This window comes from Pelatocladus sp. BLCC-F211, from assembly GCF_041928655.1.
In the GTDB taxonomy this organism is placed as follows: domain Bacteria; phylum Cyanobacteriota; class Cyanobacteriia; order Cyanobacteriales; family Nostocaceae; genus Pelatocladus.
Map to the genome: position 1 here is coordinate 34,702 of NZ_JBHFLM010000081.1, position 20,031 is coordinate 54,732.

A 20,031-nucleotide genomic window follows, 5' to 3' on the forward strand; every position below is an offset into this window, starting at 1 on the left:
GGTTTACTTATTTTCGTTAAGCTGACAAGCACAGATGCAAAACTTAATCTGAAATATTGCTTAAAAGACAAATTTTGTTGTGTAGTTATTAGTAATTGAGTCATTAGTAGAAACTAAACACAAATGACGAATGACAAATGACAATGACTCCACTAAAGGGATTAACCTGTTTTTGACATACTCTACTGGCATAAGAAACACATGGCAAACAACGAAGAATCACGTGGTTTAAAATCTCTGTTTGATTGGTTTGCAAATCGACGGAAATCAGGGCCTATCAGTCTAGAACGCCAAGAACGTGAAATCGCAGATGGACTATGGAATAAGTGTCCTAAATGCGGTGTATTAAGTTATGCCAAAGATTTAAAAGCAAATTTAATGGTATGCACCGAATGTGGACATCATAATCGGGTAGATAGTGATGAGCGCATCCACCAGTTGATAGATTCTAATACCTGGAGGCCGCTTGATGAACAATTACGTCCTGACGACCCTTTAGGATTTCGCGATCGCAAAGCCTATAGCGATCGCCTCCGGGAAACACAAGAAAAACTCGGCTTGGTAGATGCTGTCAAAACAGGTTTGGGTGAAATTAACAGCTTACCAATCGCCCTTGGGGTAATGGATTTTCGCTTTATGGGTGGAAGCATGGGTTCAGTAGTAGGCGAAAAACTCACCCGCTTAATTGAACAAGCTACTCAAAGGCGGTATGCTGTAGTCATCGTCTGTACATCTGGTGGAGCCAGAATGCAAGAAGGAATGCTCTCACTTATGCAGATGGCGAAAATTTCCGCAGCTTTAGAACGACACAAAGAAGCACGCTTGTTGTATGTGCCAATATTAACTAACCCTACCACAGGTGGAGTTACCGCCAGTTTTGCTATGTTAGGTGATATTATCATAGCAGAACCCAAAGCTACCATTGGTTTTGCAGGTCGGCGAGTGATTGAGCAAACCTTACGAGAAAAACTACCTGATGATTTTCAAACTGCCGAAGATTTACTAAAACACGGCTTTGTTGATGAAATTGTACCGCGTACCCAATTAAAAAGTACTTTAACTCAGTTAATCTCTCTACATCAGCCCCCTACTACAACCAACACTCATAATGTAGTGTTGTGGGAGAAAACTATGAGTTTAAGTTCGACACTGGCAGAATAGTCAAGGAACAAGCATTTTTGTCTTTGTGTCTGAGTGGTGAAAAAATAAATTTTAATTTAACCACTAAGACACTAAGACAGCAAGTCGAATCGCAAACAATCAGCCAATAAAAGCAGGTTTTTAGCCCCCAAATCCTTAACCTCTAACCCTTAGCCTAAACGGTCGAAAAATTTGGAAGGCTTGGATAAAAGACTGTCCGCGTGAATCTTGCACAAAAATGAGCGGTAAAAGTGCAACAAGCCTAAATATTGTGGAGAAAACGAACAATCCTAGTAAACCTCCACAAAAATTAATTTGTACGAGAAAACCACCAAGAATTGTACCGAAAGCACCACACAAGCCAGCAACCGCAGCTACCGTTGCAAAATATATTGACTGATTTCTCGCTGGTGCAACTTCTAGCTGCATATTATTACCGCACAAATCAATAGCCGCTCCAGTTCCTCCCAAGAAAATGTGTAACATTGGCAACCATAGCCACATATCTAGGGAAGTGTAGCCAATACCCAACCACAACAAAGGTGCGATCGCTACCAAAATTCCAATTAAAAATAGAACAGAACGATTGCCGATTTTATCTGCTAATCTGCCCCAGAGAATCAACATTAACATATTTGCCCCTGCTTGCAGGCTGCTGTAAACAGTTACCCAACTGACATCTAAGTTGAGGGTATCTAACATGTAAAGATTGAAAAAGGGGTTACAAAGGCTAACAGCAAACATCCATACACTGAAGTAAAGCAAAAACATCAAAAAATTGGTGTCCTTGCGGATACTCTGCCAAAATTTTGCTTGAGAGATCAAGTTAACATCTGCTATTTCCCCCTTGGTAGTGACATCTAAATTTTTTGCATCTGTAACGACAGCATTTTGTGCTTGAGGATTGATATCTAGCTTAAAGTACTGACAGGCCAAACTCATCATCCCAAACAAAATACCTATAAACAGTGCTACTCCGTAACCTTGGAGAGTACCACCATACCAATGAGATACAGCCAATCCTGCTAAAGGTACACAAATCAAATTAGTCAAGCTAGCAACACTGTTGCGTATGCCAAAATATCGCCCCCGCAAACGTCGATGGACTAATGTAGCCATCCACGAAAGCCAAGATGCACTACCTAACCCACCCCAAAGATGGCTGACTAAGACAATCAACAGTGTTAGTGTAACTAACTGCTGAGAATCAATTAATTTCTGGCTAAAGGCTGCTATACCAATTACTAAAATCAACCAAATTAGTCGAGAAGGTGCATAAATTAAGAGAGAATACTGACAGCGACTGGGAAAACGTTCTGATATATAAGCACCTAAAGGCTGAATTAAATTCACCAGCATCGGGATAGAAGCAAGCAGCCCAAAAGCCAGTGGACTAGCACCCAACTCTACTAAAAAATTACTCAATAAAATGCCGCCAGTCGTAATCCCAAAGATGCCTGCAAATATACCATCTATGGTTGAAGCTTTAAGGCTAGTACGAATCGCATCTTTGGAAAATTTGTCTTTATCTTTTGGTAAAATATCAGAAAAAATAGTTGTTTTTGAAATTTCAATCTCAGAAATTTCTGATATTATTGGTAAATCTGTTTCCATCTGATCATGATTCATGAACTGAGTAGATAATTAATAGTTAATAGTTAATAATTAATTTTTAATTGCCATGACATATTAGCCATTATTTATATCTGTTTTTCAGGCGAGAAAATAGCTTTTTGTTTTTATTTGCTCTTCTCTAATTTAGAAAAACTAAAATATATCAATTTTTTGAGACATATGTTCTTAACTCAAGATGAATGTCAATTGTTAGTTATTCTACCGTGCATTTATTAATAAAAATTTAATTTTTCCAAAATTCATTCCAGAGTAAGAGAAGCTATAAGAAGAATGTTTATTATGCAGTGAGCAAAAGAATTTTTGGGAAATTTTTGGCGTTCATGGTAGCGATCGCTCTTTGCGTGATTGGTTGCCAGAATTCGCCCTTGCCCCACACTACCACGACAACCACTCCAGTCATCCTCAAACTTAGCGGCTGGGGTGCAGATCCGACTGAGCAAAAACTATTGAAACAGGTACTCAAAGACTTTGAGGCCCAGCATCCAGGTATCAGGGTAAAGTATGAGGTCATTGCTGATCAGTACATGGATGTGATTAAAACGCGCTTGATTGGAGAAGCAGCGCCTGATGTCTTCTATTTGGATGCTTTTGAGGCTCCTTTCTTAATGAGCCAGAAAGTTCTAGAGCCATTAGATGCTTATATTAACTCAGAATTTGACCTAGCTGATTTTGAGGAGTCGATACTTAACAGCTTTAAGTACGACAATCATATATATGGTTTACCCAAAGACTACTCTACCCTGACTCTTTTTTACAACAAGCGAGCTTTTGTTACCGCAGGCTTAACAAGTCCTCCCACAACATGGGATGAGTTGCGTACTTACTCCAAAAAGTTAACAGTAGATCAAAACCAAGACAATAAAATTGACCAATACGGCTATGGCATCATCCCAGAGTTAGGACGTCAAGCTTACAAAATCAAAGCCTTTGGTGGACAACTCGTAGATGCAAATGGTTATGCTGTATTTGCTTCGGAAGCTGGGATCAAAGGATTACAGTTGGTAGTAGACCAGTATCAAAAAGATCATACCGCCGCTCAAAAATCGGACGTTGGCACAAACTCAGGCAGTGAAATGTTTGGTCAAGGTAAAGTAGCAATGGTGATTGAAGGCAACTGGGCTATTACCTACTTGAAGGAAACTTTTCCCCAACTTGATTTTGCTACCGCAGAAGTACCAAGAATTAATGATAAAAAAGGCACAATGCTATTTACTGTTGCCTACGTCATGAACAAACAAGCACAACATAAAACTGAAGCTTGGGAGTTGATTTCCTACCTCACAGGTAAGAAAGGTATGGAAAAGTGGACAGCAACAGGCTTTACTTTACCGACACGTAAATCAGTAGCTGAAAAATTGGGTTACGACAAAGATCCGTTGCGATCGCCCTTTGTCACCGGAGTCAGCTATGCTATGCCTTGGCAAGCAGGCAAATACCCCGCCGCCATTATGAACAACTTTGATAACCAATTTATCAGTGCTTTACTGGGACAACAACCACTACAACAAGCAATGCAACGAGCGCAAACACAAGCAAATAAATTAATTCGAGCGATGGAATAAAATAAGATCATTCCACAAATATGCAACACCCACACCTAACCATTAACACAACTAATCCCTAGATGGTTGCTGTTCTCTTGACAATTTGTTACAAAAATACAAAGAACTTCTAGAGACATCAACCCAAATGTTCGGCGGACTTACTGGTTTAACAAATCCAAAAGGCACAGACTGGGGAGAACAGATGCTCAACACTGTTGCTACCCAAACAATTCGCCACCTGTTCACCAAAAGCGAGTCAGTAGAAGTCTTTGTCCGTTGTCACCCTTCCAGCAAGCTATTGCAAGGCAGCATCGATAGCTTCACAATGAAAGGTCGTGGCTTGGTTATCCGTAAAGATTTTGCTGCTGAAGAAATTTTTATCGAAACCGATGCGGTCGCCATTGACTTTAGCTCTGTTTTAAGTGGCAAGCTAAGTCTCAAACAACCCACCCAGGCGATCGCTCAAGTTGTGTTGACAGAAGCAGGTATTAACCGGGCCTTTAAAGCAGAACTAGTGACAAAGCGACTGTTGAATCAATCTCTACCTGCTTTGACTGCGTTATCTGGTGGAAAGCCAGTCTCCTTTATTGACGTGCAAGTAGAACTATTGACGGAAAATCGCCTGCGAATTTTGGCAAAAGCAGATTTAGACAACGGTGAACTTGTGCCAATTAATATGACTGTAGCTGTGAGTATTGAACGGCGACGGCGTATTTCTTTTACCAATCAAGGAATTGATCTCGAACAAGTACCAGAAGCACAGCAAGAACTCTCGCAAAACTTGAGTCTGGCGTTGGTAGAAATTCTGGATAACATGGTTGATTTGGATCGCTTTGACTTAGATGGAGTCAAAATGCGGCTAAATCGATTAGAAACCGAGGGAAAACGATTAATTTTCAGTGGATATGCGGAGATTGAGCGTATACCCAGGAGTGGGTAATATGATTTTAGATTTTGGATTTGGGATTTGGGATTGGAAAACTTTGTTATCTAGGTTATGGGATAATTTGCTACCCAATATATTTGAATGAACAAAATATGCAAGGCTTATTTTGGATATAATATTGACTCGATTCTTTGTTTTTTGACTGGAGAAGCTAATGGGTCGCGCCAAAAAGGTTGTCCTGGCATATTCTGGCGGAGTAGATACATCGGTGTGCATTCCCTACCTCAAGCATGAGTGGGGTGTAGAAGAAGTAATTGCCCTAGCAGCAGACTTGGGACAGGGAGATGAATTAGAACCAGTCCGAGAAAAAGCCCTGAAATCAGGTGCAAGTGAGTCATTAGTGGCAGATGTTAAAGAGACGTTTGTAAAAGATTATGCATTTCCTGCCATTCAAGCCAATGCCCTTTACGAAAATCGTTATCCTCTAGCAACAGCCTTAGCTCGTCCGTTGATTGCTAAGGTTTTAGTAGAAACAGCAGAAATATACGGTGCTGATGCGATCGCTCACGGCTGCACTGGTAAAGGTAACGATCAGGTGCGTTTTGATGTATCTATTGCAGCCCTCAACCCCAACCTCAAAATTCTTGCGCCGGCACGAGAATGGGGTATGAGTCGTGAGGAAACCATCTCCTACGGAGAAAACTTTGGCATTCCCGCACCCGTGAAAAAGTCTTCTCCTTACAGTATTGACCGCAATTTCCTTGGTCGAAGCATCGAAGCTGGAATTCTGGAAGATCCCACAGTGGAACCACCAGAAGAAATTTATTTATTGACAAAGGCGATCGCTGACACTCCCAACGAACCAGAATACATTGAAATAGGTTTTATTAGAGGTATTCCTACCAGCCTCAACGGTGAAACAAAAAGACCAATTGAATTAATCGAACAACTCAACCAAGTTGCAGGAAATCACGGTGTTGGGCGCATCGATATGATTGAAAATCGTTTGGTAGGGATTAAATCGCGGGAAATCTACGAATCTCCCGCAATGGTAGTGTTAATTCAAGCCCATCGCGATTTAGAAAGTTTGACTCTCACGGCAGATGTTACCCATTACAAACGGGGTATTGAAGAAACTTACAGCCAAATGATTTACAACGGCTTGTGGTACAGTCCCCTCAAAGCAGCCCTAGATGCTTTTATTCAAAAAACACAAGAGCAAGTATCGGGAACAGTTCAAGTCAAGCTATTTAAGGGTAACGCTACTATTGTTGGGCGTCATTCCGAAAACTCTTTGTATACTCCTGACTTGGCAACCTACGGAGCCGATGACAAATTTGATCATAAGGCAGCCGAAGGTTTCATTTACGTTTGGGGTTTGCCAACTCGGATTTGGGCGCAGCAGCGTAGGGGATAGGGGATCGGGGATCGGGTATTGGACATGAATTAGTTAACAGTTAACAGTTACCAGTTTAATTTGATAACTGATAACTGATAACTGATAACTGATAACTGATAACTGATAACTGATAACTGATAACTGAGAAGTTGTCCCCCTTGTCCTCTTAATCCCCAGTCCCTATTCTCTGTTGCCTAGCTTCTAGCCACAGGGGAATAATGATAAAGGCTGCAAGAATTAATAGGGCAGCGATCGCAAATTTACTCACCCAAGCAACCAACTGTTCTAGGGAAACAACAGTACCAGCAAAAAATGCTAGTGTCACCATCACCCCACCCCAAGCAGTCGCCCCGATGATGTTATAAAGGCAGAATTTTCCAAAAGGCATTCCAGCTATACCAGCCATGGGTGCAGCAAAAATTCTCAATAAGGCTAAGAAACGCCCAAAGAAAACAGCTTTTGCTGCATTTTCACTAAATTGCTCTTTTATAGTCAACAGTCGGGTTTCTGAAAATCTAAACAGGCTGCCGAGTCGCACTAGCATTGGCCAGCCCCCAGTTCTACCAACCCAATAACCGCAAATACCACCAATCGCGGCTCCCGCAACAGCATCACCCAGAACTAGCCAGTAATTTAATTCATGACTACCAGCTAGGAACCCACCGACTAGAGTTACGGTTTCACCAGGAATGGGAATGCCCAAGTTCTCTAACAATATTCCGAAAAAAATTGCCCAGTATCCATAATCATGGGCAATCCTTTGGATATTTTCTAATGAGATAAATTCCAAAGACATTCAGCACCGCAGCCTTTACAAATGTTTACTTTTACTATATCTTGTCTCGTCTTCTTGTAGTGTGTCAATCGAGTCTTTGAAAGACACATAAATCACACTTAAGTACTTGTAAACTTTAAATAAGCTTTATCAAACTCATCAATTTCTTCGAGCCAGGAAGATCCCTAAATTTCATTTAGAGGATGCTTTTACTCATTATTTTAGTGGGATTGCAAGGAAAATAAATTTTTATCGATACTATACTTAGTGTCAAGTTTGACGAAATAGCCACTATTTCGGTAGATTAAGTTCTATCACACCAGTACATGTACAGAAGTAAAGCTAAATTTTTTTATGAAAAATTTATAAACTTCCTAGATATTTATAAAAATTTTGTAAAAAGTACATGTAATACTAAAATTCTTAGAGGCTTATGCCTATATTGAGGAAAGATTAAGATAAATTATACGGCATGAATACTGAAATTATTCGTCTCAACCGTACTATTATAAAGCTACCAAATTTTTAAGGAAAGCAGTATTATTACGGTTGTAAACAAAGCAGTTTTTATGCCTGTTTTTTTGTTTTTTGATTGATTCAATAACCTAGTAAAGATTTATGACTCTCACATCAGAACGCCAAATCATCTTGTTTAAGCCTCAAGGACGTATGGATTTAGAGGGTAGTGTGGCTTTCAATGAAAAGGTGACTGAATTATTGCCCCAGCGTGATCAACTCTGGGTGATTGATTTAGCTGAGGTCGATTTTATGGATAGTTCCGGTTTAGTTGCCTTGGTTAATGGGTTGAAAGCTGCACGACAAAATGGTTGTCGTTTGGTACTGTGCAACGTACAAACACCTGTGAGATTAGTTTTAGAACTGACTCAACTCGATTCAGTATTTGAAATTGTTCACAATCAAGAAGAAATATTGGGTTTTGTAAACAAAAATAATTTGTTGTTGGTACGTTAAAAGTGCCACTCCATACTTGAAAACTAATGGTTAGGTCAAGCAGTGGCTTTGCAGTACTAGTTTTTGCACTTTCTAGGCTACTCAAAGTAGCTAGGGTGGGAAACAATTTTTTGATAAACTTTTTGGCTAAAGCTGTTGATTCTCTAAATAATTGGTGTTTTGGCTAGTAAGCACTACTGAATCACCAAAAGCAACCATAATCTATTACCAGTTGCAACTGCCATGCCACATGCTGACATAGCCAAAATTAAGTTTAAGCATTTTGCACAGTAGAAATATTACCTGCCTCAGATGCCATGGGTGGAAAATTTGGTAAATCAACTGCGCTGTGAGAAGTCGTACGAGTTTTCTGGGCTAAACGATAACTCACACTTTGCAGTTCTGCTTGTAACTGACGGTTTTCTCGTTGTAGCATTGCAACTTTTTCTCTAACCGGAGTCATACGCTCCTCAAACTTACGACGATAAATTTGTGGTAGTTCCTGTACTACTTGTTCTAACATTCGACTGCGATCGCTTAGTTCTTGCACCGACTGACGCAACTGATAGATTTCAGTATCTCGATTGGAAATTTGTTCTTGATAAAAAGCTACTTGTTGTTCAACTGCTTGTAGTTGTTCTCGCAAAGCTTGAAGCTGACTTTGATAACGCTCAGACATTTCTGGCTGGGGCATAAAATTAGCATTACCCTTCACCAGTCGGAACAGTTCTTGAGACAGCTGTTGCACTAATTGATCACGAAGTTGCAATTCTTGACGCAACTTCGATACTTCTGTAGAGAGAGCTTGAATATTGGAGTTATCAGTTTGGCTCACAGTGGCAACTATCTCCGGTGAATAATCTTTCCCCTTATTAGGTATAAACGCGGTTGTACTGCTTTTGGCTCATACTTCCAAGTACTAGTTAATTTAGCATTCCCGGAGAATTCGGCAAGTAGAAAAACGAATTTTTTTTTACTTTCTTAAAATATAAATAATAAGTTGTTAGTTGTTAGTGGGTTTTAGCAAAGAAATAATCGGAGCGCAAAGCCTTGCGCCCCTACTGACCACTAACTACCTATGCTGCTTCTGTAGAAGCTTTTGGCTCTTCTACCTGTTGGTTGAGTGTTAGGTAGCGAATGACTTCCTCGCTCAGACGCATAGCGCGTTCCAACACAGCAATCATTTTCCCAGGACCAGTGTAGTTCAATTGAATATATATCCCATCTCTTTGTCTTTGAATTTCATAAGCTAAACGGCGCTTACCTCGATTCTGACTTTGAATTTTGTCAGCACCTTGTTCCCTTAGCAAGTTCTCATACTTAGCAATAATTTGCTCTACTTGCTCATCACCCAAGTCAGGACGCAAGATGTACATTGTTTCGTAAACTGTTTGCATGGTTCTAATCTCCTTTTGGACTATGTGGCTGCTGATGTCAAAAAGTAGTGAGAGTAATAAGTTATACAAATAAACTAACTACACATACAGCAACAAGGAATTACGATCTTACAAGAAATTTGCCAAAGTGTGAAATCTTAATTTCTGATATTTAGGAGTTTGACACAATTTCTGAGCGTAGCGTTTTTTAAGAGTGAAAGTAAAATATGATCCAACAAGGAGGTGAATAATAACAATTTTAGATTTTGCGAAAAGTTTGTAGAGCCGCCTTCTTCGGCTTCCCGCAAGGGTGCGCCAGTTTCCGGCAATTAGTCATTAGTTTATAGACTTTGGACTGTAGACAATTGACTTCAGAAGCGATTTGATTAAAAACAGAGGTATTTATCAAAGTTATGGCGCAGCGCTTTGTGCGAGTTCAGAATCCAGAAGGGCAGATTTATTATGGTTTGCTACAACTTTCCATGAAAGTACAGGTGCTGGATGCTCCCCCGTGGTTACAAGGTCAACCCACGGATTTAATATTAGAACCAGATGATTACGAAATTTTGGCTCCCTGTGCGCCTTCAAAGATCGTGGCTGTCGGCAAAAATTATGCGGAACATGCAGCGGAAATGGGAACTGATGTCCCTGCTGAACCACTGATTTTTTTCAAACCGCCCACGTCTGTAATTGCTTCGCTAGGAAAAATTCAGTATCCACCGCAGTCACAACGAGTAGACTATGAAGGGGAATTAGCATTAGTCATTGGCGATCGCGCTTTTAATTGCACACTCCAAGAAGCCCAAACGAAAATTTGGGGCTATACGATCGCTAATGATGTAACGGCGCGAGACTTACAAAGAAAAGATAATCAATGGACGCGAGCAAAAGGCTTTGATACGTTTTGTCCTCTTGGCCCGTGGATTGTCCGCGAATTAAGCCCAGGAGCCAGACTACAGACTTTCTTGAATGAAGAGCCTGCTCCTGTACAATCTGCAACTATCGACCAAATGGTTTTTCCCCCAGATTATCTTGTATCTTACATCAGTCAGGTAATGACACTGTTACCGGGGGATATTGTGCTGACAGGTACGCCTGTGGGAGTCGGCCCTCTGAAAATAGGCGATCGCGTCCGTATAGAAATTGAAGGTATTGGTCGCTTGGAAAACACAGTAGTAGGTAGTTGATCGCTAGCGTGGCAGTTGCATGTACACTGCATTGGAAATAGCAGGAATTTCTGCATAACGCCCTAACAGCGACTGGATTATAGAATATACAGATGCTGCCACTATTCCTAGAAAAATTGTAGTATATAGGGTTTGGATCGCAAAACCTCCAGATGGAAGCAGTCCCACAATATCAGTTAGGATACCAAACAAGAAAACTACAATGTCCAAAAGAATCGCCTGCATAGTGTTGAAACGAATAAAATGACTGATTTTTTCGTTTCGGACTACAAAAATAAATAAAGCAAAGAAAATAATCAACCCGGCATAACGGACGCCGTAGTAAATTTGCAATAATGGCACCAAGGGCAGAAACAACACTTGCACAGGTGGAAACTGTGCCAGAAAAAATCGTCCATAAGCAAAAACTTCAATAATAGGAAGCAAATAAGGCAAGCAAGCAAAAATCCTATCTTGAACGGTTGTAGACCCACGCCAACTCATAACTGCGCTCTCCTAAGATTAAAATTCAACAGTCACATGACCCTAGAATAACGCAGTTAAGTTATTTATTATTTCTCACAGATATGCTTCATTCTATGTTAGCAATGCGGAAACCCATCATACACTCGTACTGATCTGGTTGACGCTCAGTGATTTTGCTGATTATATGACCGCAGCGTAGTTGACCTTGACGCCAACGGGGTTGACCACTACTATCAGCTAGTAGACAAGATTGACAAACTTGCTGAGGGGCAAGGATCTGATCCTCCATCAAAATTACTAGCATCCAATCCCTCCTTTAACTCCTCAATAATTTCTTGTATTTCCTCTTAAGCTGGTATTTTGGATTGTAGATTGTAATTTAATCGCAGATGTATTTAATAATGTATTTAGTCTACTTAATAGATAAATGATCTGTTCATCAATTAAACATCTATGAATTCTCGCTTTCCAAAGTCAGTTTGGAAGTATGCAGTTGAGAACAAACCAAAAAATGAGTCTAATTAGGACTTTAATTTTATTGTATGTTGGATCAGATTTTTTGTAGTAAAAACGAATACATAACTTCATGAGAACCAACCAATACCAGCAATGATCCATACTTGATATGTGGGTTAGCCTAAATAAATATATTGCTTGTGGTAGTTGGTTGTGGATTGTTGATTGTTGTTTGGAACAACCACTGTAGGGGCGCAAGGCCTTGCGCTCCTAATAACAGCTAACAACTAACTACCAACAACCCACTTGCATACAAATTTCCATTCAAGGATAGCTAAAAGTGACTCTGACCAATTCAGATTTTTTGACCTCCTCCGATCCCGCAGTTGCCAATTTAATCAACAAAGAACTACAGCGTCAACGTGATCATTTGGAGTTGATTGCCAGTGAAAACTTTACCTCAGCGGCTGTACTGGCTGCACAGGGTTCAGTACTCACAAATAAATACGCTGAGGGTTTGCCTGGTAAACGTTATTATGGCGGTTGTGAATTTATAGATGAAATAGAGCAAATCGCCATTGACCGTGCTAAACAATTGTTTGATGCTGCTCATGCAAACGTACAACCCCACTCTGGCGCTCAGGCGAATTTTGCTGTCTTTCTAACGCTTCTAGAACCGGGAGACAAGATCATGGGAATGGATTTATCCCATGGCGGACACCTGACTCACGGTTCACCTGTAAATGTGTCGGGAAAATGGTTTAAGGTTGTTCATTACGGTGTCAATCAGGAGACAGAACAACTAGACTATGACCAAGTTCGAGAGCTGGCGCTAAGGGAGCGTCCTAAGCTCTTGATTTGTGGTTATTCTGCCTATCCCCGGATCATCGATTTTGAAAAGTTCCGCAGCATTGCTGATGAAATTGGTGCATATTTGCTCGCAGATATTGCTCATATTGCTGGTTTGGTGGTTAGCGGTTTACATCCCAGCCCCATACCTTATTGTGATGTAGTGACAACAACTACCCACAAAACCCTACGCGGGCCAAGAGGTGGTTTAATTATGACTCGTGACCCGGAATTGGGTAAAAAACTCGATAAAGCCGTTTTCCCTGGTACTCAGGGTGGCCCATTAGAACACGTCATTGCAGGTAAAGCGGTGGCTTTGGGAGAAGCTTTGAAGCCCGAATTTAAAACTTATTCCGCCCAAGTAATTGAAAATGCCCGTGCTTTAGCTACACAACTCCAAAATCGCGGTTTTAAACTAGTATCAAATGGTACTGACAATCATGTCATGCTCGTAGACTTACGGAGTATAGGCATGACTGGAAAGCAAGCGGAACAGTATCTAAGTATTGTAAATGTTACTACTAACAAAAATACCGTACCTTTCGATCCAGAATCACCATTTGTAACTAGTGGTCTGAGATTGGGTTCGCCGGCGATGACGACACGGGGTATGGAATTAGCAGAGTTCACAGAGATTGGTAATATTATTGCCGATCGCCTGTTAAATCCAGATTCCGAAAGTGTTGCTGCTGATTGTCGGCGACGGGTAGCAGCACTGTGCGATCGCTTCCCCTTGTACCCCCACTTGGTAATTCCTGTACCAGCTTTAGCATAAGGATGTAGGGGTATAGGGGTATAAGGATATAGGGGTGTAAGAGGAAGAAAAACAATTAAATATTTACCCTTATACCCTTACCGAAAAATTGGGTTTAAAGCCTCGCCCTTCTAGGGCGACTTTGTGGTATAATTACGTCAGTGAGTTGAACGTAAGAATGCTGGTATTTGAAGCAAAACTTTCTGGACAAAGCGAGCAATACCGAAAGCTTGATGAAGCGATTCGGACTGCTCGTTTTGTTCGTAATTCTTGCTTAAGATACTGGATGGACAATAAAGATATTGGGCGCTACGAACTTTCTGCCTATTGCGCTGTATTGGCATCCGAGTTTGAGTTTGCCAAGAATCTCAATTCTATGGCGCGTCAAGCTAGTGCGGAAAGGGCTTGGTCTAGCATTGCTCATTTCTACGATAATTGCAAAAAGAACAAACCAGGGAAGAAGGGATATCCGCGCTTCAAGAAAGAACAAACACATGGTTGTGTTGAGTACAAGACCAGTGGGTGGAAACTCTCTGAAGATAGGCAGTATATCACTTTCTCTGACGGTTTTGAAGCGGGAACCTTCAAGATGTGGGGAACCCGTGACTTGCATTTTTATCAGTTGAAGCTCCTTAAGCGTGTCCGTGTTGTCCGTCGCGCAGATGGGTACTACGTTCAATTTTGCATCGACACTGAGCGGAAGGAAAAACGAGAACCCACGTTCAAGACGGTTGGAATTGATGTAGGACTGAACCATTTCTACACCGACTCTGACGGAAACACAGTTCCCAACCCCCGACATCTTCGCCGGATGGAGAAGTCCTTGAAAAGACTTTCTCGCCGCATGTCTAAAACAAAAAAAGGGTCTAAAAACAGAGCTAAGTTTAGAAATAAATTGGCTCGCAAACACCTCAAGGTAAGTCGCCAGCGTAAAGACTTTGCTATTAAGACAGCAAGGTGCGTGGTCAAATCTAGCGATTTGGTGGCGTACGAGGATTTGAAGGTGCGAAACATGGTGAGGAATCGACACCTCGCCAAATCGATATCTGATGCAGCATGGACTCAGTTTCGGCAATGGGTTGAGTATTATGGCAAAGTGTTTGGCGTGGTCACGGTTGCTGTCCCACCTCACTATACCAGCCAAAATTGTTCTAACTGTGGGAAGCTGGTCAAGAAAACCTTGAGTACCAGAACACATACTTGCTTACATTGCGGACATGTCCAAGACAGAGATCATAATGCTGCGCGAAACATATTGGAAAAAGGATTAAGTACGGTGGGTCACATCGGAACTAACGCCTCTGGAGACATCGACCTCTGCAAGGAGTGAGGAAACTCCTCAAAGTAAGTCGAGTCGCGGAAAGAGGAAAACCAAGAAGTGATTCTTGGAATCACCGCACTTTTAGGGCGGTGAGGATGTCAAACCCTTAAACTAATTTCATAAAAAACCTATACCTATGCGTCCATCTGCATTTCAAAATCCAAAATGGCATGGACTCCTTTACATGTAAAAACACATCGCACGATCCGATCGCGTCACCTATTTGAACGTAACCAGCACTTACTAGTAGCAGTTTCCGGCGGACAAGATTCTCTGTGTTTAATAAAAATACTATTAGATTTGCAACCAAAATGGGGATGGTACGTAAGTATTGCCCACTGTGATCATCGCTGGCGTCCTGATTCACAAGCTAATGCCCAACACATAGAAAATTTAGCTAAAAATTGGGGTATATCATTTTACTTAGAGACTGTAGAAACGCAAGAGCGAGAGGCTATACAAACTGAAGCTGCTGCACGTGAATGGCGGTATAAAGTTTTGAGTAAGATCGCCCAGCAGCATAACTATCAGTATGTAGTTACAGGTCACACAGCCAGCGATCGGGCAGAAACCCTAATTTACAACTTAATTCGTGGTACTGGGGCTGATGGTTTGCAAGCTTTAACTTGGCGACGTCCACTTGTTGATGGCATCATGCTAGTACGCCCACTTTTAGAAATTACGCGCACAGAAACCGGGCAATTTTGTGAAGATTTTCAACTACCGATCTGGGAAGATTCAACAAATCAAGATTTAAAGTACGCCCGTAACCGTATTCGCCAAGAACTATTACCATATTTGTGCGAAAACTTTAACCCAAAAGTAGAATCAGCTTTAGCGCAAACAGCAGAACTACTGCAAGCAGAAGTGGAATACTTAGAAAAAGCTGCTCAGGAGTTGCGAGAAGAAGCAATGAGCAAAGAAGAAGACGCGGAGAAGGGAAAACACGGTGACGCGGTGAATCTATCAACAATACTCTCCGTGTCAGAGTGTCAGAGTGTCCCCGTGTCCTCTTTTTCTCTTCCTCTCAAACTCAACCGTCATGTATTACAAAAAGCCCCTCTTGCTCTGCAAAGACGGGTAATGCGGCAAGTATTACAACAAATACTTCCTATAAGTCCTAGTTTTGAGCAAATAGAAAAACTTACAGCCTTAATTACAGCACCAAATAAATCTCAAACCGATCCATTTCCTGGTGGTGCAACAGCAAGAGTAGAAAGTGATTGGATCTGGATTAGAGGTTATTTATAAAGTAAAAATAAAATCACTGTAGGGTGTGTTAGCGCTAGCGTCACGCACCCTATAAAAATTGTAGGTTATTAAATTCATGATCAGTTAATACCTATTTTAATAATAAATCTCTAACCCTAGTCCCTGATCTCTATGTTCCTGCTAATTCTGGTTGAGAAATTAAATTTAAGATTACTTGACGCATTTGAGTAATAACGTCGATTTGAGAATCACCAATTTGTTGAACTTCAGCTAAAGATTCAGAAACGCTTTGTAGTTTATGTCGCAATCCATCCAAGCTATCTTGAATTGGTTGTAATGCTTGTTGATATAAATTTAGCTGACCTTGAGATTTAGCTGTTGTCATTCGTAATGATAGCAAGTTCTGCTCCATTGTTTGCAGTTCCTCACGTTTCATCACCTGTTGTTGAGTTTGCTGCTCAATGTTTTCTTGCATTTGATGAATACTATCTTTTATCTGTTCAATCTCTGTTGCTAAATTTTGTAGTATTTCTGACTGTTGTTGTCGCTGTTTTTGGATTTGTTCGAGTATCGGATTTAAATCTAATTTTTCATCTTCCTCAACATTTGTGAGATTTTGTCCTTGTCGCCGCATTAGTATTATTTTGTGCTGCTTGAGAAGTGCTTGACGCTCAATTAAATGACGGCGTTGTCCCACCAAAGTCTCATTCAGCATTTGGTAGTGGTCTTTTTCATCAGCTAATTCTGTTTCTAATTGACTTCGTTCAGTTGGGGATGCTTGATTGATTTTTTGTTGTATTTCTTCTATAGTTTCTTGTTTATATTTCAGTTCTTGTTCTTGATCATTAACAAAGCTAGAGTCTATATTTAACTTGTCCTGTAAGTCCTGCACTGTTTTTTGCAGTTCTTCTAGAGGCATTTTTTCTAAAGTTTCAATATCAATCTCCCCAGAGGAAACTACATCACCAGAATTTGCAGATAAAGCCGAAATTTGTTGGTATAATTGTTCCTGATATTGCAGTTGTTCTTCCAGTATCCGAATATACTCTTGTTTACTATTAAGAGTAGCTGTATTTGTTTGTAAATCAACTGTTTGTTGTTCTAGAGAATTTTGAGCTTGCTGCCATTCATTTTGATGTTCAAAAAAAATTTGCGACAAATGCTCAATTTCAGCCTGTTGTTCCTCAGCTAATTTCTTTTGTTGTTCCAGTTGTTCCCAGTGGGGATTAAGTAGAGCTTGCTGTTGTTCCACCATTTCAAATGCCAGATGTAGATTTTCCCCCACTATTTCTGTCGGAGCAACACTACTAGAAAGGCGATCAAGCAACTCTTTTAAGGTGCGACTTTGTTCTTCATCCACCACAGTTCCTTGTTGCAACTGTGCTTGATGTTCTTCTAGACGACGTTGCTCACCCCGTAAATGCTCCCAAGCTCCTTCGAGTTCCTGGCGGTTACGCTCAATTTCTTGTTGCAGCTTTTCGATATCCGCACGGGAAGTTTCCACTTCTTGTTTTTCTGCATCTAAGTGTTGAAAATCATCCTCCATCTGTTGGAGTTGTTCTAAGCGCGTTTCCATTTCAATTTCGCGGCGGTTAAGTTCCTGCGCTTGAAATGTCAGCGACTCTTTCCATTGGTCAATTTCTTCTTCCTTCAGTTTAAATTTTTCTAACTGACGGGAAAAATTCTGCAAAATATTTACTAGCGGGCGTCCCGCTTCTTGAATTCGCTGCACTTGACGCTGAGGATTCAATTCTACAAGTATGAGCGCCCCATCATTTAATTTACTGGCTTCTTCAGCTGTAATAATTTCTTCTGATCCAGCACTCCAACTTTGATCTGTCCGTTGACAAGCCAGAAGTTTTAGCTCGGTTTTGCCACCACCACCAAGTAAACCACCTTTTTGTTTTTGTACTTCTGCTAAATACAGCACTCCTTTAATCCTTTTGATGCACTTAATAATTGTGTTTTCGGTTATACATTAGATAATTGCGTTAACCTGCCTTGTCTAACCCAAATCATAGGTAAACAAGACAGGCAAAATATATGTATAGACGGGAAATATCACGTCTGGATATTCATACAAGTAACTCGTTGTTTATCCAATATTTTGTACTGTTGTGAGTTATGATGACTACCGTGTGATCACTAACTTGACCTCAGTATGTTAGTGGTTGGTCAAGGGTCAATGGTCAATTGTCATTAATTATTCTCCCCATCTCCCTTGTCCACCCCACGTGCTACAACGCTCTTAACCCGCAAGGGCGCAGTGGCTCGCCTTGTCTCCTATGTCCCCCTTCCCAGTCCCCAAAAAAGGAGTACCTTTTCACTAAATGCAGGGAAATTTATATGAAATAGATATTCGCAGTATCCTGCAATTAATAGAATTGGGGCAGCGTACTGGACAATTATTTGTAGAAGCTCATAGCTTTCACAAGCATCCTCAAGCTGGGAGAAATCAGAATCGCAAAAATCTGTCTTGGATTATCTTTTTTGTAAACGGTCAGATTATTTATGCAGTTAATGGCGATCGCACTTTATCTCGCCTGAGTGATTATTTGCATCATTATCAAGTCAAGCTACAGTTTGATGAAGAACAAAGAGTCTGTTTAGAAACATTGAATGCACCAGAATATGCCTATTTATGGACACTATTAGAGCAGAATATTATTAATCCAACTCAGGCTCGGAGTATTATTTATAGCCTAGTGCATGAGACTCTATTTGACCTGCTGAATTTACAGCAAGGTAGCTTTGTTTTTGAAGTGGGTTCTGCACTGACACCACAATTAACGACTTTAGAAGTTGCTCCTTTACTTACCAAAATCGTTAAGCAGGTGCAGCAGTGGAAGCAATTGTATCCTCATATTCAGTCGCCAGAACAATTTCCCATGCTTACTGACATAGTGAACCTACGGTCTTCCCTACCAGAAGTAACTGTGAATAAGCTACAGCATTGGGCAGATGGGAAAACATCTCTACGTCAATTAGCTCGTCATCTCAACCGCAGTATTCTAATTGTTGCTCAGGCAATATATCCGTATGTACAACAGGGCTGGGTACATTTAGTATACTCAAACACAACTGAATTATTGACAAATCAACAAGATAATGCATTTTCCCTACAACAAAACCACAAGCAACGCATATTATGTATTGATGATGCACTCAGCATCTGTACAAATATAGAGGCTATTTTGAAAACACAAGGTTATGAAGCTATCGCCGTCACAAATCCTTTAGAAGCACTCAGTCTTGTTTTTGAATTCCAACCCGATTTAATTTTTTGTGACATTGCTATGCCACAGTTGAATGGATACGAGATTTGTGCAATGCTGCGACACTCCCAATCGTTTCGGAATATACCTATTATTATGCTCACTGCCAAAGAAGGATTTTTTGATCGAATCAGAGCCACAATGGTGGGATCTACCGATTATTTAACCAAGCCATTTGGGCATACTGAGTTAGTAATTCTTGTGGAGAAATATTTAAACAATAGTGGATATGAAGTAATAAAACAAACATAGCACTTGTTGATTTGGTAAAAGATAGAGTAAAAAATAATATCTACAGAACTAGCCAGCCTAAGAAACCTCATTATCTAGTAAAAGTGAAAAATAAAATTATTTTATACAGTAAATGCTTACGGGGAAAGCAGGGCCTGTTCCAAGTAGGGACGTCTACATCAGGAGGTAGATAGGGGCGTTTATGAGTACAGTTCTGATCGTGGAAGACAGTATCGCACAAAGGGAGATGATCACAGACCTCCTGAAAGCGAGTGGCTTAACAGTAACCCATGCCAGTGATGGAGTAGAAGCTTTGGAAGCAATTCAAACAACTGCTCCTGATTTAGTGGTATTAGATATTGTCATGCCCCGAATGAATGGCTACGAAGTTTGCCGTCGCTTAAAGTCCGATCCCAAAACCCAAAATGTACCTGTGGTGATGTGTTCTTCTAAAGGGGAAGAATTTGATCGTTATTGGGGGATGAAACAAGGTGCAGATGCCTACATAGCTAAACCATTTCAACCAACTGAGTTGGTGGGAACAGTCAAACAACTACTGCGAGGATAAGGATGAG

General features: G+C 40.7%; 17 protein-coding genes and 1 pseudogene. 11 read left to right on the forward strand and 7 right to left on the reverse strand.

Annotated elements, in window-relative coordinates; all coding sequences use genetic code 11:
- The first annotated feature begins 201 nt into the window (after positions 1–201).
- Positions 202–1,161, forward strand: coding sequence for an acetyl-CoA carboxylase, carboxyltransferase subunit beta (accD, locus tag ACE1AT_RS10115; RefSeq protein WP_374867837.1), 960 nt, complete (start codon positions 202–204; stop codon positions 1,159–1,161).
- Positions 1,162–1,296: 135 nt separating this feature from the next.
- Here accD and ACE1AT_RS10120 read toward each other — a convergent pair whose 3' ends face one another.
- Complete coding sequence (locus tag ACE1AT_RS10120) at positions 1,297–2,769, reverse strand: MFS transporter (protein ID WP_374867839.1); 1,473 nt, start codon at positions 2,767–2,769, stop codon at positions 1,297–1,299.
- A gap of 326 nt (positions 2,770–3,095) precedes the next feature.
- On the opposite strand from ACE1AT_RS10120, the gene ACE1AT_RS10125 reads away from it, so the two are divergent.
- From ACE1AT_RS10125 to ACE1AT_RS10135, 3 genes are all read left to right on the forward strand, one after another.
- Complete coding sequence (locus ACE1AT_RS10125) at positions 3,096–4,337, forward strand: ABC transporter substrate-binding protein (protein ID WP_374867875.1); 1,242 nt, start codon at positions 3,096–3,098, stop codon at positions 4,335–4,337.
- A gap of 127 nt (positions 4,338–4,464) precedes the next feature.
- Positions 4,465–5,259 carry a DUF2993 domain-containing protein gene (locus tag ACE1AT_RS10130; RefSeq protein ID WP_374867841.1) on the forward strand — a complete coding sequence of 265 codons (795 nt, stop codon included), beginning with the start codon at positions 4,465–4,467 and terminating at the stop codon, positions 5,257–5,259.
- A gap of 160 nt (positions 5,260–5,419) precedes the next feature.
- Complete coding sequence (locus ACE1AT_RS10135) at positions 5,420–6,622, forward strand: argininosuccinate synthase (protein WP_374867843.1); 1,203 nt, start codon at positions 5,420–5,422, stop codon at positions 6,620–6,622.
- A gap of 148 nt (positions 6,623–6,770) precedes the next feature.
- On the opposite strand, the gene ACE1AT_RS10140 is transcribed toward ACE1AT_RS10135, so the two are convergent.
- A complete protein-coding gene (locus ACE1AT_RS10140; protein ID WP_374867845.1) occupies positions 6,771–7,400 on the reverse strand; it encodes a DedA family protein in 630 nt (209 codons plus the stop codon).
- Positions 7,401–7,997: 597 nt separating this feature from the next.
- Between ACE1AT_RS10140 and ACE1AT_RS10145 the strand changes: the two genes are divergently transcribed.
- The gene (locus ACE1AT_RS10145) at positions 7,998–8,351 is read left to right on the forward strand and encodes an STAS domain-containing protein (protein ID WP_374867847.1); all 354 of its coding nucleotides are present in this window, start codon (positions 7,998–8,000) and stop codon (positions 8,349–8,351) included.
- 253 nt (positions 8,352–8,604) lie between these two features.
- Here the strand turns inward: ACE1AT_RS10145 and ACE1AT_RS10150 are convergent, their stop codons facing one another.
- Both ACE1AT_RS10150 and rpsF read right to left on the reverse strand, forming a co-directional pair.
- Positions 8,605–9,165 carry an Npun_F5560 family protein gene (locus tag ACE1AT_RS10150; RefSeq protein WP_374867849.1) on the reverse strand — a complete coding sequence of 187 codons (561 nt, stop codon included), beginning with the start codon at positions 9,163–9,165 and terminating at the stop codon, positions 8,605–8,607.
- 241 nt (positions 9,166–9,406) lie between these two features.
- Entirely contained in the window at positions 9,407–9,727 is a 321-nt protein-coding gene (gene rpsF, locus ACE1AT_RS10155; protein ID WP_017312145.1) for a 30S ribosomal protein S6, read from the reverse strand.
- A gap of 392 nt (positions 9,728–10,119) precedes the next feature.
- Here rpsF and ACE1AT_RS10160 point away from each other — a divergent pair, with 392 nt between their 5' ends.
- On the forward strand, positions 10,120–10,893 hold the full coding sequence (locus ACE1AT_RS10160; protein ID WP_374867851.1) for a fumarylacetoacetate hydrolase family protein: 774 nt from the start codon (positions 10,120–10,122) through the stop codon (positions 10,891–10,893).
- A gap of 3 nt (positions 10,894–10,896) precedes the next feature.
- Here ACE1AT_RS10160 and ACE1AT_RS10165 read toward each other — a convergent pair whose 3' ends face one another.
- Both ACE1AT_RS10165 and ACE1AT_RS10170 read right to left on the reverse strand, forming a co-directional pair.
- Positions 10,897–11,376: a Tic20 family protein gene (locus ACE1AT_RS10165; protein WP_374867853.1), complete on the reverse strand. Its 480-nt coding sequence runs from the start codon at positions 11,374–11,376 to the stop codon at positions 10,897–10,899.
- Positions 11,377–11,464: 88 nt separating this feature from the next.
- Positions 11,465–11,662, reverse strand: a complete 198-nt coding sequence (locus ACE1AT_RS10170) for a hypothetical protein (protein WP_374867855.1) — start codon at positions 11,660–11,662, stop codon at positions 11,465–11,467.
- A 492-nt stretch (positions 11,663–12,154) separates the two neighbouring features.
- Between ACE1AT_RS10170 and glyA the strand changes: the two genes are divergently transcribed.
- The 3 genes and pseudogenes from glyA to tilS all read left to right on the forward strand — a co-directional run bounded on the left by glyA (position 12,155) and on the right by tilS (position 15,989).
- Positions 12,155–13,438: a serine hydroxymethyltransferase gene (gene glyA, locus ACE1AT_RS10175; RefSeq protein ID WP_374867857.1), complete on the forward strand. Its 1,284-nt coding sequence runs from the start codon at positions 12,155–12,157 to the stop codon at positions 13,436–13,438.
- 157 nt (positions 13,439–13,595) lie between these two features.
- Positions 13,596–14,799, forward strand: a pseudogene (locus ACE1AT_RS10180) (RNA-guided endonuclease InsQ/TnpB family protein).
- 104 nt (positions 14,800–14,903) lie between these two features.
- The gene (gene tilS, locus ACE1AT_RS10185; protein ID WP_374867859.1) at positions 14,904–15,989 is read left to right on the forward strand and encodes a tRNA lysidine(34) synthetase TilS; all 1,086 of its coding nucleotides are present in this window, start codon (positions 14,904–14,906) and stop codon (positions 15,987–15,989) included.
- Between the two features lie 130 nt (positions 15,990–16,119).
- Here the strand turns inward: tilS and hmpF are convergent, their stop codons facing one another.
- The gene (gene hmpF / locus ACE1AT_RS10190) at positions 16,120–17,880 is read right to left on the reverse strand and encodes a pilus motility taxis protein HmpF (RefSeq protein ID WP_374867861.1); all 1,761 of its coding nucleotides are present in this window, start codon (positions 17,878–17,880) and stop codon (positions 16,120–16,122) included.
- A gap of 400 nt (positions 17,881–18,280) precedes the next feature.
- Here hmpF and ACE1AT_RS10195 point away from each other — a divergent pair, with 400 nt between their 5' ends.
- A complete protein-coding gene (locus ACE1AT_RS10195; protein WP_374867863.1) occupies positions 18,281–19,477 on the forward strand; it encodes a response regulator in 1,197 nt (398 codons plus the stop codon).
- 181 nt (positions 19,478–19,658) lie between these two features.
- The gene (locus ACE1AT_RS10200) at positions 19,659–20,024 is read left to right on the forward strand and encodes a response regulator transcription factor (RefSeq protein ID WP_374867865.1); all 366 of its coding nucleotides are present in this window, start codon (positions 19,659–19,661) and stop codon (positions 20,022–20,024) included.
- The last annotated feature ends 7 nt before the right edge of the window (positions 20,025–20,031 follow it).

Coding starts and splice junctions, on each gene's coding strand:
- accD (WP_374867837.1), top strand. CDS start 202: ATGGCAAACAACGAAGAATCACGTGGTTTAAAATCTCTGTTTGATTGG.
- ACE1AT_RS10120 (WP_374867839.1), bottom strand. CDS start 2,769: ATGAATCATGATCAGATGGAAACAGATTTACCAATAATATCAGAAATT.
- ACE1AT_RS10125 (WP_374867875.1), top strand. CDS start 3,096: ATGGTAGCGATCGCTCTTTGCGTGATTGGTTGCCAGAATTCGCCCTTG.
- ACE1AT_RS10130 (WP_374867841.1), top strand. CDS start 4,465: ATGTTCGGCGGACTTACTGGTTTAACAAATCCAAAAGGCACAGACTGG.
- ACE1AT_RS10135 (WP_374867843.1), top strand. CDS start 5,420: ATGGGTCGCGCCAAAAAGGTTGTCCTGGCATATTCTGGCGGAGTAGAT.
- ACE1AT_RS10140 (WP_374867845.1), bottom strand. CDS start 7,400: ATGTCTTTGGAATTTATCTCATTAGAAAATATCCAAAGGATTGCCCAT.
- ACE1AT_RS10145 (WP_374867847.1), top strand. CDS start 7,998: ATGACTCTCACATCAGAACGCCAAATCATCTTGTTTAAGCCTCAAGGA.
- rpsF (WP_017312145.1), bottom strand. CDS start 9,727: ATGCAAACAGTTTACGAAACAATGTACATCTTGCGTCCTGACTTGGGT.
- ACE1AT_RS10160 (WP_374867851.1), top strand. CDS start 10,120: ATGGCGCAGCGCTTTGTGCGAGTTCAGAATCCAGAAGGGCAGATTTAT.
- ACE1AT_RS10165 (WP_374867853.1), bottom strand. CDS start 11,376: ATGAGTTGGCGTGGGTCTACAACCGTTCAAGATAGGATTTTTGCTTGC.
- ACE1AT_RS10170 (WP_374867855.1), bottom strand. CDS start 11,662: ATGCTAGTAATTTTGATGGAGGATCAGATCCTTGCCCCTCAGCAAGTT.
- tilS (WP_374867859.1), top strand. CDS start 14,904: ATGGCATGGACTCCTTTACATGTAAAAACACATCGCACGATCCGATCG.
- ACE1AT_RS10195 (WP_374867863.1), top strand. CDS start 18,281: ATGCAGGGAAATTTATATGAAATAGATATTCGCAGTATCCTGCAATTA.
- ACE1AT_RS10200 (WP_374867865.1), top strand. CDS start 19,659: ATGAGTACAGTTCTGATCGTGGAAGACAGTATCGCACAAAGGGAGATG.